This is a genomic window from Nostoc favosum CHAB5714 (assembly GCF_020829495.1).
Taxonomy (GTDB): Bacteria; Cyanobacteriota; Cyanobacteriia; order Cyanobacteriales; family Nostocaceae; genus Nostoc; species Nostoc favosum.
Map to the genome: position 1 here is coordinate 101038 of NZ_JAIVFQ010000010.1, position 15471 is coordinate 116508.

Below are 15471 nucleotides of genomic sequence, written 5' to 3' on the forward strand. Positions count from 1 at the left end.
CTATCCCTAAGAAGCGTTAAACTTCATTGCAAATTAAGAAGTTAGTCCAAACAACGTGATACTTTTTGGTCATGAAGAGAGACAGCATAGGATTAACACAGGAGAACACAGTGGCAATGGAATCAAATTTATTAACAGATGCGGGCGCAAATGAAGTGAATCAAGATTTCAGTGAATACGTCGCCAACCTGCAACTTCACATGACTCTGCAAGCTCGCAATCTTGTTCCAACCCTGAAGCAAACACTGGTAGATAGTCGCCAACAATTACTCCATCAAACCCAAGCCCACTTTGAAAAGCTAGTTTCTCGACAAGGGCTATAAAATATATACAAATTTTAATCAAAATTCCAATAAAATATAAGGCAGATGTTGTTGGGTTAATGCCAATGGTGTTCTCACAAGGTCTGCTTTTTCTGCTTTTTTAAGTATTGAGTTACTAAAATCACCCTTTTGGCGCAATAGTAAGGGGCAAAAAGCAGTTAATATTATTGCAGCAGTTCCTTTGAAGATCAGTTAGTGAAGGCTAAATAGCGGCTCGAATTAAAATGACTTCATTACTTCCCCGAAACCTAAGCGTTGTAATCCGACCAGTCCAATACCGGGATCTGGACGGCATTGAGCGCATAACTCAAGAGTCATTCGCAGCCCTTACTCCGCAGGGAGCAGGTTTTGCCATCAGCCAGATGCAAAGGCTGCGTCGCTGGTATGGATTACTCAAATTTTTAAGTTGGTTTCCTAACCCGCTACAATATCGCCTCTGTGCATACGTTGCAGAGCAAGGGCGGATGCTTCTAGGGATGATTCAAGTGTCACCCTTTAACCGGACACGCAGCACTTGGCGGATTGATCAAGTGCTGTTGGAGCGTGGTGTCGATAAACAAGGAACTGGCTCACAACTTTTGCGTCATTGCTTTGAATCGATTCTGGAAGCTCGCACTTGGTTACTGGAAGTTAACATCAATGATATTGAGGCGCTGGCACTATATCGACAAAATGGATTTCAGCGTCTGGCAGAAATGACGTACTGGGAAATTGGGCCAGAATTACTGGCTGAATTAGCGCAAGCAGAGCCAGACTTACCCAACCTTTTGCCAGTAAGTAATGCTGATGCCCAGTTGCTATATCAACTAGATACGGCTTCTATGCCACCTTTGGTACGTCAGGTTTTTGACCGTAACACCCGCGACTTTAAAACCAGTTTGTTTGGTGCTTTAAGTGATGCAGTAATGCAATGGGTGAGCAAAACAGAAGTAGTGAGTGGTTACGTATTTGAACCGCAACGCAAAGCTGCGATCGGCTATTTTCAGGTGCAACTTGACCGTAAGGGGGAAGTTCCCCACGTTGCAACGTTGACTGTTCATCCTGCTTATACCTGGCTGTATCCAGAATTATTATCTCAACTGGCTCGTATCGCTCAAGATTTTCCCCAGCAAGGGTTACAACTCGCTTCTTCAGATTATCAAGCAGAGCGAGAAGAGTATTTGGAGCGAATTGGGGCAAAACGCATAGAACATACATTAGTTATGTCTCGCTCTGTGTGGCACAAGCTACGAGAGTCTAAATTCGTCTCTTTAGAAGGAATCCAGTGGACTGATATGCTGCAAGGTTTACAACCGGCACGTAAACCGATACCAGGTGGGATGTCATGGATACAACCAGGACAACTGCCATCGTCAGATAAACCGTTGCCAAGCAAGTCAGAACCGATTAACTTTTCGAGCAAAAATCCTAGCATGGAAGCATCGCCGATTTCTGAATCAGCAGATGCACAGCAGGAGAATTAGCGTGATATCCCAGGAGCAACCAAAACCGTTTATTTCAGCGTTGGGACTAGATTTCGGTCGCAAGCGCATTGGTGTGGCCGGGTGCGATCGCACGGGTTTAATTGCCACGGGGATTACTACAATTGAACGCACATCTTTTGAGCAGGATGTCGAGCAAATCCGGCAAATAGTTAATGAACGCGAGGTGCAAATCCTGGTGATGGGCTTACCTTATTCAATGGATGGCTCACTAGGATTTCAGGCGCGTCAAGTTCAAAAATTTACTACAAGACTTGCTAAAGCACTGAAACTACCTGTGGAATATATGGATGAGCGATTAACTTCATTTCAAGCAGAACAACTGCTGATAGCTGAGAACCGCTCCCCGTCACGCCATAAAGGTTTGATTGACCGCAAGGCAGCCGCTTTGATTTTACAACAATGGTTGGATGTTAAGCGTGCTAACTCCCACAGTTCAGTTGCGGCTATTGAATATTGATACCTTTTAACATGATATTCTGAAAACGATTAGCCAGCAGTTGTATCTACGTATAACGCTATTTGGTTGGCATAATAATGCCATTAAATAGTTAAGCGATTTTCAAAGTTGCTGGTATTTATTAAATTTCTACATTTCGGCTATGTTTTCCTCTCCATTTCCTGAAGAAAATGATAATGCTCATGCGGGTTCCATCACTTTAACCGATGACAAAGGGCGATCGCTCGAATGTTACGTAGAGCATTCCCTCGAAGTAGATGAACAAGAATACGTTTTACTTCTTCCTGTAGACTCCCCTGTAGAAATTTTTTCTTGGGAAGGTGACGGTGAGGAAGAAGAAGCGGTTCTGGTAGAAGATGACTCCATTATTGAGCAAATTTTTGCCACTGCCCAAGCTGTACTATCTGAGCAGAACCTGATATTGAAGAATACAGCTTATGCTTTAACTGTTGCAGGTGATTTACCGCCCGTTGAAGAATCAGAACTCTTCACTTTAGAAATCGAAGATGAAGAAGCGGATTTAGATCCGGAGCAATTACAGCTACTCGCTAGCTTCTATGATGAAGATCAAGAGTATGCAATTTATACACCCCTCGATCCCCTGTTGTTTTTTGCACGGATAGCAAAAACAGGTGAACCTGAATTACTTTCTCCAGAGGAGTTTCGCAAAGTGCAGCCTCTATTAGAGGAACATCTTTTTAATGAAGTGGAATAAGATTAAAAATTCAAAATCAAAATGTAACATTTTGAATTTTTTAATTGAAAATTTTCATTGTAATCAAAATCTAGCTAAACCTTTTACCATGTCCCATTCAATGTGGAAGCAATGAATCATTGAGACTAAATTGGGACAATTAGTGTTGTTTAAGATTCTGGAAAAAGCAGTTTGGTAGGGATTTTTAATTCCATTATCCGTCTTGAAAAGTTTGCTACGGAGGGAAACCCTCCTTACAACTTTCCGCAAAATCAAAAATTGGGATGAGGTGCTGAAAATGGCTTATAGCGACTTTACATTAAGTAAATTTAAAAAGTCATTCAGCATCCACATTGATGAAGAAACTGATTTATGTGCCGACATCGAACCTTTACAGCCAAGCGAGAAACTCATAAATTCTTTAGAAGAAACGGCAGAACTGGCTTTAGCAATTAATACTGAAAAAGCTCGTTCAGAAATGATTATCACTCCGATTTTGTTGGAGGTAAGACGCAGGGCTAATTATCCAATTAGTTTATTTTCGGGAACAGACTTTAATGTAGATGCCGAAAAAGGTTTGAATGGCTATTGTGACTTTATTATCAGTCGTGCTAAAGAGCAATTAACAATTAATGTGCCTGTGGTGGTTATTATTGAAGCGAAAAATGAAAATATTAAAGGTGGATTAGGTCAATGTGCGGCCACAATGTTGGCAGCACAATTGTTTAATCAGCAAGAAGGAAATGAAATTAGGAAAATTTATGGCGCGGTAACAACGGGGGATATTTGGAAGTTTTTGAAGTTAGAAGAAAACGATATATTTATTGATTTGAATAATTATTACATCAAAGAGATAAATAAAATTTTAGGGATTTTATCTCAAAATGTTCAAGGAGATATTCCAGGATCGAGTTCGACTAACTAAACTATATTGAGTTATGCTCATTTGTCTAGAGCTACTTAAATTTGACTGTTGACTATGGCCTGGAACAATCTTTTACAGCCGGACTTGATTTTAGAAGGTTCAGTGTTGAACCTAACACCAGATATTATCCAAAAATACGGGCTTAAAGGGCTGGTATTGGATGTAGATGAAACCTTAGTACCCTTTACAGTAGGAATAGCTTCCCTAGAACTACGGCAGTGGGTGGAGCAAATTCGTACCTGTACTGCATTGTGCTTGGTGAGTAACAACCTGAGTGAAGCACGAATTGGCGGAATTGCGCGATCGCTCAATTTACCTTACTACTTAGGTGCAGCCAAGCCCTCCCGACGCAAAATTAGAGCAGCACTTAGGGGAATGGATCTACCAGTGCATCAAGTGGGGATGGTAGGCGATCGCTTATTTACGGATGTCATAGCAGGTAATCGCTTGGGGATGTTTACCATTCTAGTTGAACCGATTGTCCATGCAGACGCAGCCCTGCGTTCTCATCCTGTTCGCAACTTTGAAGTTTGGATATCTGAAATTCTAGGAGCCTCTATTACCCCCAAGAAAAGCAAGATTCACAAAACTTGACAAATCGTCAGGAAAGTAAATCTAAAGAAATGATTAAAGAATCTGACTGGAATCAAAAAATCGGGGATCATAAGTATTAATAACATGGGGTCAGCCAAAATAGACCTTACAGCATACAAAATAAATATAAACCCGTAAAGCGTCAGCCTTCACTATAGAGGGATTGGCGCTTTACAAATTGAGTTAGGAGTTAGAAGTTATGAGTTATGAATTAAATTCAACTCCTAACTCGTCACTCCTAACTCCTCACTTTTTAGATGTCATTAACAATTGTTGTCAAAATCGGCACTTCTAGCCTAACCCAACCAGAAACGGGACAATTAGCACTTTCTACCATTGCTACCTTGGCAGAAACACTGTGTTATTTAAGACGCCAGGGACATCGAGTGATTTTGGTTTCCTCTGGGGCTGTGGGAGTGGGTTGTGCGCGGTTAGGCTTAACTGAACGTCCCAAAGCGATCGCACTAAAACAGGCTGTAGCAGCAGTTGGACAAGGCAGGTTAATTCGGATATACGATGATTTATTTACTACGCTGCAACAGGCGATCGCTCAAGTATTACTGACTCGCAGCGACTTAGTACAGCGCAGCCGCTATCTCAACGCCTACAACACTTTTCAGGAACTATTAGGGCTGGGAGTGATCCCTATAGTCAATGAAAATGATACCGTAGCAATAGACGAACTAAAATTTGGTGATAATGACACCCTTTCGGCATTAGTTGCCAGCCTAGTAGAAGCAGATTGGCTATTTTTGCTTACCGATGTCGATAGACTATACTCAGCCGATCCGCGTTCCGTACCAGATGCGCGGCCGATCGCTTTAGTGAGTAGCATTAAGGAATTAGCTCAATTACAAATACAAACAGGTTCCCAAGGTTCTCAGTGGGGTACTGGTGGGATGGCGACAAAAATTTCGGCTGCGAGAATTGCGATCGCTGCGGGAGTGCGCACCGTAATTACCCAAGGGCGATTTCCCCGAAATATCGAAAAAATTATCCAAGGTGAACTGATTGGGACGCATTTTGAACCGCAACCTGAACCAACTTCTGCGCGTAAACGTTGGATAGCTTACGGACTTATACCTGCGGGAAAATTGTATTTAGATGAAGGTGCGATCGCGGCAATTTCTCTAGGGGGAAAATCGTTATTAGCAGCTGGAATTAAGGTAGTAGAAGGAGAGTTTCGCACACAGGACGCAGTGCAATTGTGTGACAGCAACGGTAACGAAATTGCTAGAGGACTTGTGAATTACAACAGCGATGAATTGCAAAAGATTCGCGGCTGTCATTCGCGGGAAATTTCCGCAATTTTAGGCTATGCGGGTGTGGAAACCGTGATTCACCGAGATAATTTGGTTTTGATTTAGGATGGAAATAAGATAAATTTCGTGAGTACTAACTGGGGGAGTAAAAAATATTATGACTCAAACGTTAGAAAATGCTGTGAACTTACCAGAAGAACAACGCTTCTTCAGACGTGGATTAAGTTGGGAACAATTCAAAGCGATTCAAGCCAGCTTTGAAAATGTGCCAGGGGTGCGGCTGTTTTATTGTGATGGAGTTTTAGAAATTGTGACTATTGGTAAACCTCATGAGGTGATTAAGTGTTTAATTGCTGGACTATTGATTACTTATTTTGAAGTCAAAGGCATTGAATTTTTTCCCAGTGGTAGTTTTAGCCAGATTATTCCCAAGATAGTAGAATATCAAGCAGATTTATCTTATTGCTTTGGAACGGACAAACCTGTACCAGACTTGTGCATTGAAGTAGTGATTACTAGCGGTAGTCCCATAAAGTTACAGAAGTACAAATTAATGGGAGTCCCGGAAGTTTGGTTTTGGGAAGATGGCACAATTGAAGTTTACTGCTTACGAGAACAAGAATATGAGAAAGTTGTTACAAGTGAGCTATTACCAGAATTAGATTTATCCCTGCTCAATCGTTGTATTTTGTTGTCGTCTCCCTTGGAAGCGGTAAGAGAGTTTCGTAAGGGTATTCAGTAGTAATAGTAGCGCTATTTCATTCTCATCTATCCCGCCTCAGAATAAATTCTGAGTCTAATAGCGAAAGTCGTCTAAAGACGACTAGAGAAAAGGTTATAGTCCGTTAAAATGCAATACAGTTCAGTTAATGTTTTAATTATCCATTTCTGCTAAAGCCACAGCCCCCCACAACGGCGCATCATCCCCCAACGTTGCCGAAACAACTTCAAAATCAACTTCCGGTAAAGCCGTCTCCCGCGCCACTTGACGCACCACCTGCCAAAAATCCTCCCCCGCCTTCGTCACACCGCCTCCCAACACAAAGCGCTGCGGATTCATCAGATTCGCCACATTGCCAATACCCACACCCAGCGCCCAAGCAGCCTTATGCAAAACTTCCTTCGCCAAATCATCCCCAGCCGCCGCCGCCTCACTTACCAACTGCCCCGTCAGCAACGTTAAATTATCCCCCACCAAACCCCTCAAAACCTCTCTATCTCTGAGTCCTCCGCGCCTCTGCGGTTCGTTCTCCAAAATTTCCCTAACACTTTGCGCCATATAAGGCCCCGACGCCAAACGTTCCACACATCCCCGCTTCCCACATAAACAAACTGGCCCAGCAGGATCTACAACGATATGTCCAATTTCACCAGCCATCCCACCAGCACCCCGCCAAGGCTGGCCGTTGAGTATCCAACCACCACCCACGCCAGTACTGACAGTTATATAAAAGAGGCTATCGTACCCCTGTCCCGCACCAAAACGATGTTCACCCAAAGCAGCAACATTAGCATCATTATCTACACCAACACTCACACCAAACTCCTCCTCCAACAAACCTTTGAGAGGAATATTTTCCCATCCAGCCACATGATGAGATAGTCGCACCGTCCCCGTAGAAGCATCTACAGGGCCGCCAAAGCTGACACCGATCGCAGCAGGTTTTGTGTCTTCTAACAGAGAGTATATTAGCGATCGCATAATTTCCAAGTCAGTACTAGCATTTGCACCTACTGGTGAGAGACGACGTTCATAACGCAACCACTTTCTAGAACCGACATTTACCGTTGCTGCCGCTAATTTAGTTCCGCCAAAATCGAGAGCTAAAATTAATGTCATAGTTTTTTATTTTTTACAATACGTGGTTTATTTCTCAAGAAAGATGTTTGCTAGCAAAATAAATTCAACACTAAAGAATACTGTATAATTTAGCAACTCATGACTTCCGATCAACCCAATCCACTTATCGATTTCTCTCACGCCAAAGAACCTCCCCTCTCTCTTGATATTGATAAAGCTCAAGAGGCAGATCCCATTGAACCTGAAGAAGTAACTGGAGAGAGTAAGCAAAACCCCACTCCTGATGATTTAAATAGGGAAGATGAAGATCCTAGAATCGGGGGTAGTCAAATAATTAGTGGCAATATTTCAGCTGGTTGAATATTGCCATGACTAACTTACTCATCTCTTTCTGAGTTAAGTACTCCATCAATAAACTGTTGCAATCGTTCATAATGTGAACCTTTCCAATAAATGCGATCGCAGTCTTGGCAACGCTGGAATACATCAACCTGCGTAGCTTGCCGCCGTAGGCATCGCACTGTTTCTGGTAACTTGTCAACGATGGATTGCTTATCTACAGGTTCTAATAATCCATTGCAGCGCAAACACCGTTTAAATGGTGAGATTAATTTAAACAAGTCGTAGCGTTGTAGTACTTCCAAGATTTGTTGTTGAGGGTTAGTATTTCTAACGTAATACCCATGCGTTACCAAACTACGCATTAATAAACCCTTATCACGAGTCAAGAGAATTCGTGCTTGGCTGTAGGATATCTGGGCTAATTTCTCATCCTCGTAGTCATTGCGGTATAAAGTATCAAAACCTAAAAGTCGTAGAGATGTCGCAAGCTTCCCCAAATGGATATCTAAAACAAAGCGGATAATACTAAGCGGTTCTGGCATAACAGAAACGCTTGGTATAATAGTAGACCTAGCAGAAATTGGATAAACATTAATAGTATCTCCATCCGAAACTATGTAAGAAAAATTTACATATTCACCATTAACATTTATAAAATCAACTTCTGGATGAGGGACACCCAAGGACTCAATCATGTCCTTAATTGACGCTCTCTCCTCAAAAAGATGGGAGATTTTCACCTGCTTATGATGCCGTGGTAAAAAATGATTCAATTCTCCATGAAAATAGAAATATGCGATCGCCATACTTAAAAATCTTTGGATTACTAGGAGCGCACTGCTGTGTCCCCTTACTGACAACAATTTTTCACAATTGCAAAACTTTATCTATTGTATTGAAAGCATCAATACTTGCTCAAGTGAGCTATCTCCACTATAAAAGGCCAGTTAACCTTGATTTAAGCAACCTTCTAGAGGCGACAAACGGTAAAGGAATTAGAAAGATTCTCAAAAACTTGCATTTATTATTGAGTTCAGTTACAGTCAAGGCAGAGGCATATAATCAAACCCTGACATGAGCTTCAGGAAGTTAGATTAGGTAAAGGGGTAAATATCAGGTTTGTTAATGTTGATGTTAGTGACGTTGCTAATAATTAGTCACTAGTTTTGCTCATTAACTTATCGCGCATGAAGTACGGGGCACAAAGCATTTACCCCTAATTTGATTGTTTTTATTTTTTCTAAGCTAATTGACAATTATTATCAATATGTATACATGGATAAATACATTAAAAGCAGATAAAAAAGTTTTAAAACAGTATTGGCTTACCAAAGTATTATCTGTTTATCAGGTGTTATCGCATCTACTTTTAGGAATATGTTTCTCGCCAAAGCAACATAAAATTATATATTTATATGTAAAAACAACAACTGTAACTAACTATGTAAAAAATTTCAGCAAAACTTTAAATAATTATGTTGCTGCTAGCAATATTTTTGATTGTAATCTCAGTTACATCCATATTGTAAGCAAGTTGATTGCCTGTTACTCTCCAAGCGATCGCACAAGATTGAACATATTTGATTTTGCGAAAAAAACCAAGTTCAGAAAAGCCGAGTTTCAGCAAGTGAAAATTTACAAAATACCAAATAACAATAAAACTAGATACAAAATTAACGCCGCGCATACGGAAAAATCTATTTTAATGCTGTTTATCTCTATTGTGGAGACTTTATTAACCGGAAAGACCTTGATCAGTAATGATGTTATAAAGTGGATACCTAGTTTTAACTGGGAAATGAATATTGTTCTTTTTTATCTCCTTTAGCCAAGGATATTGTAGCTAAGAACACAATTGTATTTTGTTATACCTTTTGTCCATATAATACGCTAATGAGTACAGCGAGATGAATACTTTTTTTTGTTCTGACGATTCACAACAAGCGGGAGAAGATGTTATTGGTAGCGCCACCAATTATCAAACTTATATTTTAGTTGAGTGTCCTTTACCTTGGACATCAGAAGCCTTTAATTCCAAATGGGTACCCCAAAATTTGAGGGTTTTGGTAGAGGAAGTGAAGCGTGCTAAACTACCGATTAGATTCCTCTTAATTGCTAATGATCAATCACACAAAGTAAACCATACTACGCTCTTGATTTATCAAAAACAAGAGGGGCTAAGTAATGGATACCATAAAAAAGAGTTTAAGCTAGCAAATATTGAGCAAGTAGCAGCAGTTGTCCAAAAATGGTTATGGGGTATCAGTTCTAATTCTGAGATAGAAACTAGTACAACTAGAGATATTTTAGTTTGTACCCACGGTAGCCATGATAAATGTTGTGCCAGATATGGCGCTCCTTTTTACTTCAATGTGACAGCAAGGAACGCTGATTTGTGCTTGGATAATATGCGAATTTGGAAATCATCACACTTTGGCGGACATCGTTTTGCACCAACAATTATAGACTTGCCAGAAGGAAGATATTACGGTCGTATAGATATAGATTCATTTAGATCGATTTTGACTCGTACTGGCGATATTCAATGCTTAAATAAAGTTTATAGAGGCTGGGGAATTCTGCCTGCTGCACTTCAGGTTTTGGAAAGAGAACTAATGCTTTGCAATGGATGGGATTGGTTTAATTACAAAGTTGCAGGCAAAATTTTGGAGCAAAGTTTAGATAATAATACTATTCTGGGTGAGCTAAGTTTTGAACAACCTTCTGGTTCTCTCTACACTTACCAGGCTAAACTTGTGAAAGATGAAACTAAGACTCAACAACTGAAGAGTTCATGCAATGCTACACGAGAGTTGGTAGTTACTAAATATGCTGTCGGTAGTCTTTGGGTTACTTCTAGTAAGGTGATGAGTTATAGTACTTAAAAGAGGAGAGTTTTTAAACGCAGAGGGGAGGCAGCGCGTTGCGGGGGTTCCCACGCCACTTGCTTTATGCCGGGGAACCCGTCCACCGCAGTGGCTCCCCGTTGTAGCTACTGCCGTCACGCAAAGGGAAGCGCAAAGGTACGCAAAGTTTTGCTGTATTTAGTATAATGCTGCACAAATTCGTAACAAAATCTCTGCGTCCCTTTGCGTTTTCCTCTGCGTTCCTCTGCGTTTAAATTCCAAATCAAGATTAAGTCATATTTAAGACTTTTCGTAAAAGTACTTGGTCTTCTAATTTGGCTTTTAAACGGCCATTTTCGATATCTCGAATCCAGCTTTGGCTTTTACCTGTTAGCTTTGCCAATTCTCTTTGAGAGAGATTCAAATTTTTTCGCGCCTGCAAAATCTGTTCACCTAGCAAATCGTTTGTAGCTTTAGGTTTCCTTTTGGCTTTAGCAGTTCTTGTTTTCTTTTTTTCCGATTCTGAGATTTGCTGTTCCCATTCTGGTGGGAGTTCAAAAGCCAAAATCCGCGCATTCATGAGCAGATTCCACTTCCCACGGGGGCCTGTGTCTGTGAGGCGGGTTTCAGCACCACCGTCATTAGTCCAAAATTCTAATGCTTCATCTGGATCTTCAGGAAGATCAACTAACTTCGCCCATAAAGGTTGAATTTCTGGTGGGTAGGTAACTGGATCGAAAAGTGGTTTCATTCCATAGTGATTGAGAATTTCCAAGTCGCTTTCAAAAGTTCGCAGCAGACGTTTGCGTTCTTCCCGTTGTCTGGATGCAAGGGCGACTTTTTCTTCTCCGTAAGCAATACGCAGCAAGGTAGGAATAGTAATGCGTTGTTCTTTACCCATTTTGGTTTTAAACAGCAACCACAGCATTAATCGGACTGCGCCTTCATGTTGCTGCCAAATGCTCATGACTGTGGTTAGCAATGTTTTGGGAAGACTGCCGTATTGATAGAATGCGGTTCGCTCTTTACATGCTTGTTTGTTTAAGAAATATTCTGCCCATAAGCCTGCTTTTACTTTAAAAGTTAGCCCAATAAGATATTTGCATCCAAGATTGTCTTCTTGAAAGTGGTGCTGAATATCTACTAAGTGCCATAAGCGGCTGTTTGTAATAGAGAATCCGTTAATTCGACCTTGTTGAGGCCAGTCAATGGAGATAACCAGGGAGCAAGCTTGCTGGACAAGATTTTTCATTAAAGCTAGTTTGGCAGCTTTGCTTAAATCTTTGCGTTTCTCCATCCCCAAATATTTCTCAATTTGTCGCTCATCGATCGCAAATTCTTGCTCCCAAGGTTGATCTAAAGCTGTAGCATAAGCTGCAAAAATTAGATGTATGCAAGCGGCTCTGATGTCAAGCCCCTCAATTGCTGCTAAATCTGTGGCTTTGTCGCTCACATTGAATGGATCTTGGATGTGAAAAGCGATCGCACCTCGGCCCTGATTGATTTGTCGGCTGTAACTTATGTAGCCTTCTTCATCGGTTTCCCAATGTAGCGATGTGCGTTGTGCTAGTACATTACAAGCTTCCCAAATAGCGATCGCTGAAGCAAATGGGTTATTCTTGCCGTTAGAAAACAAGTCTAAACTGCTAGCATCTCTCGGTTCTATTTTGCATCTCCCCTTTTTTGACTGCCAAGGAATCGGAGAATTAGTTGGGCAAGCTATTACACATTGCGGTTCTGAATAATAGCCCTCACAATTATTACAAAGACCAGGATCAATCCAGTATTCATTGTCCTCTATTCTGATTGCACCCGTAGGACATTGGGGGCGGCAGTTGTCACATCCAACGCAACTGTTGTTAGGAATTGTATAAGGCATTTGGCTCTTTTCCCACTCTAATCGTTGAGATGTCTGGCTCAGGTCTCCCCTGGATGAGTCCTGTTTATTCATGACTTGCTACCACATTATCTTTCTGGCGAGAATAATCTTTTCTCACCACACTCACTCCCCAAATCCATATTTTGAGTTCGCATCCAATTGGAAGCTATTTAAGGCTTTAAAACCGAGCCGGATAAAACTTATTTATTAACTATACATTTCATAAAAATAATGATTAATTTGTTCGTGTCGAGCTTTAAAAAAATCTTAATATTTGTTTAAATTTACATTTAATGAACATTTTAGCTTTGGCCATAAAGTATTTTTGGAAAAGATTGAGTCATGTTCTAGTTGGATTTCATCTGATTTATTAATGATTTTAATATTTAATGCATGATAATATTCTGCTACTAAGTTTACAGTTCCTTCATAATTAGCTTTACTTTATTGAAATAAACAAATAATATCTTTTGTCATCATTTATCTAAATAGATTAATTAAAGATAAATCAGAAATTGTTGGCTTTTAAAATACATATTGTATATATGAAAATGTAACTATTGAACATTAATTTTTGTATAACTCAATACTGTTTGTATACATTTATCTGCCTAATCACAAAAATATTTGAAAAATAATATCATCACTCTTATGGAGATAGTTGTATCTGCTGGAAATAATAATTATCCTTTTTTTCACCAACACACAGTAGGGACGGGCGACTTTAGCCTCCTACAACTAGACAATTATTATCAATAAGTTTTATCTATAATTTGAAATTGAAAACAATTTAATTTTGTGTTCAAAGTCATCGAAACTTGATGACATAAAAGTGATTTTTGAATACAAAAGGATAAAAGATTAGGATAATATGATGATTAATGCACAAACAGATTGAAAGGCAAAATTGCCGAGGGATTATTCATGGCACAACTAACAGGTTTGACATTTGGCGGTAAGGCTTGGACACCAAAATTCGCTCAAGAAATTGACAAAGATAAATGTATCGGCTGTGGCAGATGCATTAAGGTATGCGGTTACAATGTGCTAGGTTTGAAGGCGCTCAATGAAGAAGGCGAATTTGTAGAAGATGAAGATGATGATGAAATTGAACGGAAAGTAATGGCAGTTACTTCTCCAGAGAACTGTATTGGTTGTGAAGCTTGTTCACGGATTTGCCCCAAGAATTGCTACACGCATGTTGCATTAAACAACTAAGGTTTTTGAAGTTAGTTAAAATTGTTGTTGATTCAAGGAGGCACTGTTTGTATAAAGCGCAAATGCGCTAGGCAAGGTAACTTGAGGGGAATACTAAATATTTACTGTACTCATAAAAAGTTCACAGTAAACAAATCCGTAAATCGCAAAATGTCAGTTATTAACAAATTTAAACTTGCTGCTAATATAGCCTAATCAATATTAGGTCTAACAGTGCCCTCTTGGAACAACTAGCTTTTCTGGGAGCAGGGGGCTACCTTTTTCATAGGAGTTGAAATATAATTTGTAAGTTTCTGGGGGAAAGATATGGAAAAAATCTGGAAGTTTCCCCCATTTTTTATGGCTGCACGTTAGAAAGTTAATAAGTGAAAAGGGAATGGGGAATGGGGAATGGGGAATGGGGAATGGGGCATTGGGAATGGGGAATGGGGAATAGATAAGAATGCCCAGCGCCCAAATACCTAATACCAGAAAATCACACCTTTAAAGACTGTTTACACAGGTAGCATGTATGCAACAAGTTCCTGTTTCACTATGGACTCTGGTTGCTGGGATAGTAGTTACAGCAATCAGCATTTGGATCGGTCAGAATCACACTCTCATGCCGGTGCAGGCATCGTTACAAGCGCCTTTGGTAGACGGTTTTTTCAGCGTCATGTTTACCATTGCGATCGCACTCTTCTTAGTGGTAGAAGGAACAATTGTACTTTTTTTGATTCAGTTTCGTTGCCGTCGCGGTGATGATACCGATGGCGTACCAGTAGAAGGTAACTTGCCTTTAGAAGTCTTTTGGACAGCAATCCCAACAGTGATTGTTCTCGGCTTGGGCATCTACAGTGTAGATGTTTTTAACCGAATGGGAGGCTTTGATCCTGCGGGCCATCCTCATTCAGCAGCTCATGTTGCTCATATACCGGGGAGTGCGATGCCTACGGCGGGCTACGCCTACGCAGCTACATTAAGCGATACTGAAGCAACAATTGCCCCAACAATTGCCCCGACAATTGGTATTGGCGCGTCTCCTCAAACTCTAAACAAACCAGCCGACTTAGTTGTTGATGTCAAAGGCATACAGTACGCGTGGATATTTAATTACCCCGATAGTGGCATTACCTCTGGAGAATTGCACATACCCGTCGGTGCTGATGTACAACTCAACCTTTCAGCACAAGATGTAATTCATTCATTCTGGGTGCCAAACTTCCGCTTGAAGCAAGATGCACTTCCCGGTATCCCTACCGAACTACGATTTGTCGCCACCAAACCAGGTACATATCCCGTGGTTTGTGCTGAGTTGTGCGGTGGTTATCACGGTTCAATGCGGACACAGGTAATTGTCCACACACCAGAAGAATATGATAGCTGGCGGACAGAAAACCAAATTGCTCAACAGCAAAATTTAAATCAAGTCGTTGCTGTTAATCTAGCTGACTTATCAACATCAGAGTTTCTCGCACCCCACACCCATGATATGGGAATTAGTGCAGCAACTCTAGAGTCATTGGTCATTGGTCATTAGTCATTGGTCATTAGTCATTGGTCATTGGTCATTAGTCATTAGTCATTAGTCATTGGTCATTGGTTATTCGTAACGGACAAATGACAACGGACAAATGACAACGGACAAATGACAACGGACAAATGAC

At 40.6% G+C, this 15471-nt stretch carries 17 protein-coding genes; 14 read left to right on the plus strand and 3 right to left on the minus strand.

Annotated elements, in window-relative coordinates:
* Positions 1–116: 116 nt before the first annotated feature.
* The 8 genes from LC586_RS10085 to LC586_RS10120 all read left to right on the plus strand — a co-directional run bounded on the left by LC586_RS10085 (position 117) and on the right by LC586_RS10120 (position 6481).
* The gene (locus LC586_RS10085) at positions 117–323 is read left to right on the plus strand and encodes a hypothetical protein (RefSeq protein WP_118163454.1); all 207 of its coding nucleotides are present in this window, start codon (positions 117–119) and stop codon (positions 321–323) included.
* A gap of 224 nt (positions 324–547) precedes the next feature.
* Positions 548–1786, plus strand: a complete 1239-nt coding sequence (locus LC586_RS10090; RefSeq protein ID WP_229484414.1) for a GNAT family N-acetyltransferase — start codon at positions 548–550, stop codon at positions 1784–1786.
* Positions 1767–2264 (plus strand): Holliday junction resolvase RuvX, encoded by a 498-nt coding sequence (gene ruvX / locus LC586_RS10095; protein WP_229484415.1) that lies wholly within the window; start codon positions 1767–1769, stop codon positions 2262–2264. The genes LC586_RS10090 and ruvX overlap by 20 nt, the downstream gene beginning before the upstream one ends.
* Positions 2265–2406: 142 nt before the next feature.
* Positions 2407–2979: a DUF3727 domain-containing protein gene (locus LC586_RS10100; RefSeq protein WP_229484416.1), complete on the plus strand. Its 573-nt coding sequence runs from the start codon at positions 2407–2409 to the stop codon at positions 2977–2979.
* A gap of 277 nt (positions 2980–3256) precedes the next feature.
* Positions 3257–3883 carry a hypothetical protein gene (locus LC586_RS10105; RefSeq protein WP_229484417.1) on the plus strand — a complete coding sequence of 209 codons (627 nt, stop codon included), beginning with the start codon at positions 3257–3259 and terminating at the stop codon, positions 3881–3883.
* A gap of 54 nt (positions 3884–3937) precedes the next feature.
* Positions 3938–4477 (plus strand): YqeG family HAD IIIA-type phosphatase, encoded by a 540-nt coding sequence (locus tag LC586_RS10110; protein ID WP_229484418.1) that lies wholly within the window; start codon positions 3938–3940, stop codon positions 4475–4477.
* 257 nt (positions 4478–4734) lie between these two features.
* The gene (gene proB / locus LC586_RS10115) at positions 4735–5844 is read left to right on the plus strand and encodes a glutamate 5-kinase (protein ID WP_229484419.1); all 1110 of its coding nucleotides are present in this window, start codon (positions 4735–4737) and stop codon (positions 5842–5844) included.
* A gap of 52 nt (positions 5845–5896) precedes the next feature.
* On the plus strand, positions 5897–6481 hold the full coding sequence (locus LC586_RS10120) for a Uma2 family endonuclease (protein ID WP_229484420.1): 585 nt from the start codon (positions 5897–5899) through the stop codon (positions 6479–6481).
* Between the two features lie 132 nt (positions 6482–6613).
* Here LC586_RS10120 and LC586_RS10125 read toward each other — a convergent pair whose 3' ends face one another.
* Positions 6614–7579: an ROK family protein gene (locus LC586_RS10125; protein WP_229484421.1), complete on the minus strand. Its 966-nt coding sequence runs from the start codon at positions 7577–7579 to the stop codon at positions 6614–6616.
* Positions 7580–7678: 99 nt separating this feature from the next.
* On the opposite strand from LC586_RS10125, the gene LC586_RS10130 reads away from it, so the two are divergent.
* A complete protein-coding gene (locus LC586_RS10130; protein ID WP_229484422.1) occupies positions 7679–7900 on the plus strand; it encodes a hypothetical protein in 222 nt (73 codons plus the stop codon).
* A gap of 17 nt (positions 7901–7917) precedes the next feature.
* Here LC586_RS10130 and LC586_RS10135 read toward each other — a convergent pair whose 3' ends face one another.
* Positions 7918–8688 carry a Mut7-C RNAse domain-containing protein gene (locus LC586_RS10135; RefSeq protein ID WP_229484448.1) on the minus strand — a complete coding sequence of 257 codons (771 nt, stop codon included), beginning with the start codon at positions 8686–8688 and terminating at the stop codon, positions 7918–7920.
* On the opposite strand from LC586_RS10135, the gene LC586_RS10140 reads away from it, so the two are divergent.
* From LC586_RS10140 to LC586_RS10150, 3 genes are all read left to right on the plus strand, one after another.
* Complete coding sequence (locus LC586_RS10140) at positions 8586–8960, plus strand: hypothetical protein (RefSeq protein ID WP_229484451.1); 375 nt, start codon at positions 8586–8588, stop codon at positions 8958–8960. The two genes, LC586_RS10135 and LC586_RS10140, sit on opposite strands and share 103 nt — an antisense overlap.
* 189 nt (positions 8961–9149) lie before the next feature.
* Positions 9150–9710 (plus strand): hypothetical protein, encoded by a 561-nt coding sequence (locus LC586_RS10145; protein WP_229484423.1) that lies wholly within the window; start codon positions 9150–9152, stop codon positions 9708–9710.
* A 79-nt stretch (positions 9711–9789) separates the two neighbouring features.
* Entirely contained in the window at positions 9790–10767 is a 978-nt protein-coding gene (locus LC586_RS10150; protein WP_229484424.1) for a ferredoxin family protein, read from the plus strand.
* Between the two features lie 250 nt (positions 10768–11017).
* On the opposite strand, the gene LC586_RS10155 is transcribed toward LC586_RS10150, so the two are convergent.
* On the minus strand, positions 11018–12607 hold the full coding sequence (locus LC586_RS10155) for a helix-turn-helix domain-containing protein (RefSeq protein ID WP_229484449.1): 1590 nt from the start codon (positions 12605–12607) through the stop codon (positions 11018–11020).
* Between the two features lie 924 nt (positions 12608–13531).
* On the opposite strand from LC586_RS10155, the gene fdxB reads away from it, so the two are divergent.
* Together fdxB and LC586_RS10165 are read left to right on the plus strand one after the other, a co-directional pair.
* Complete coding sequence (fdxB, locus tag LC586_RS10160) at positions 13532–13825, plus strand: ferredoxin III, nif-specific (protein WP_229458274.1); 294 nt, start codon at positions 13532–13534, stop codon at positions 13823–13825.
* A 511-nt stretch (positions 13826–14336) separates the two neighbouring features.
* Complete coding sequence (locus tag LC586_RS10165; protein WP_229484425.1) at positions 14337–15344, plus strand: cytochrome c oxidase subunit II; 1008 nt, start codon at positions 14337–14339, stop codon at positions 15342–15344.
* Positions 15345–15471: the final 127 nt, after the last annotated feature.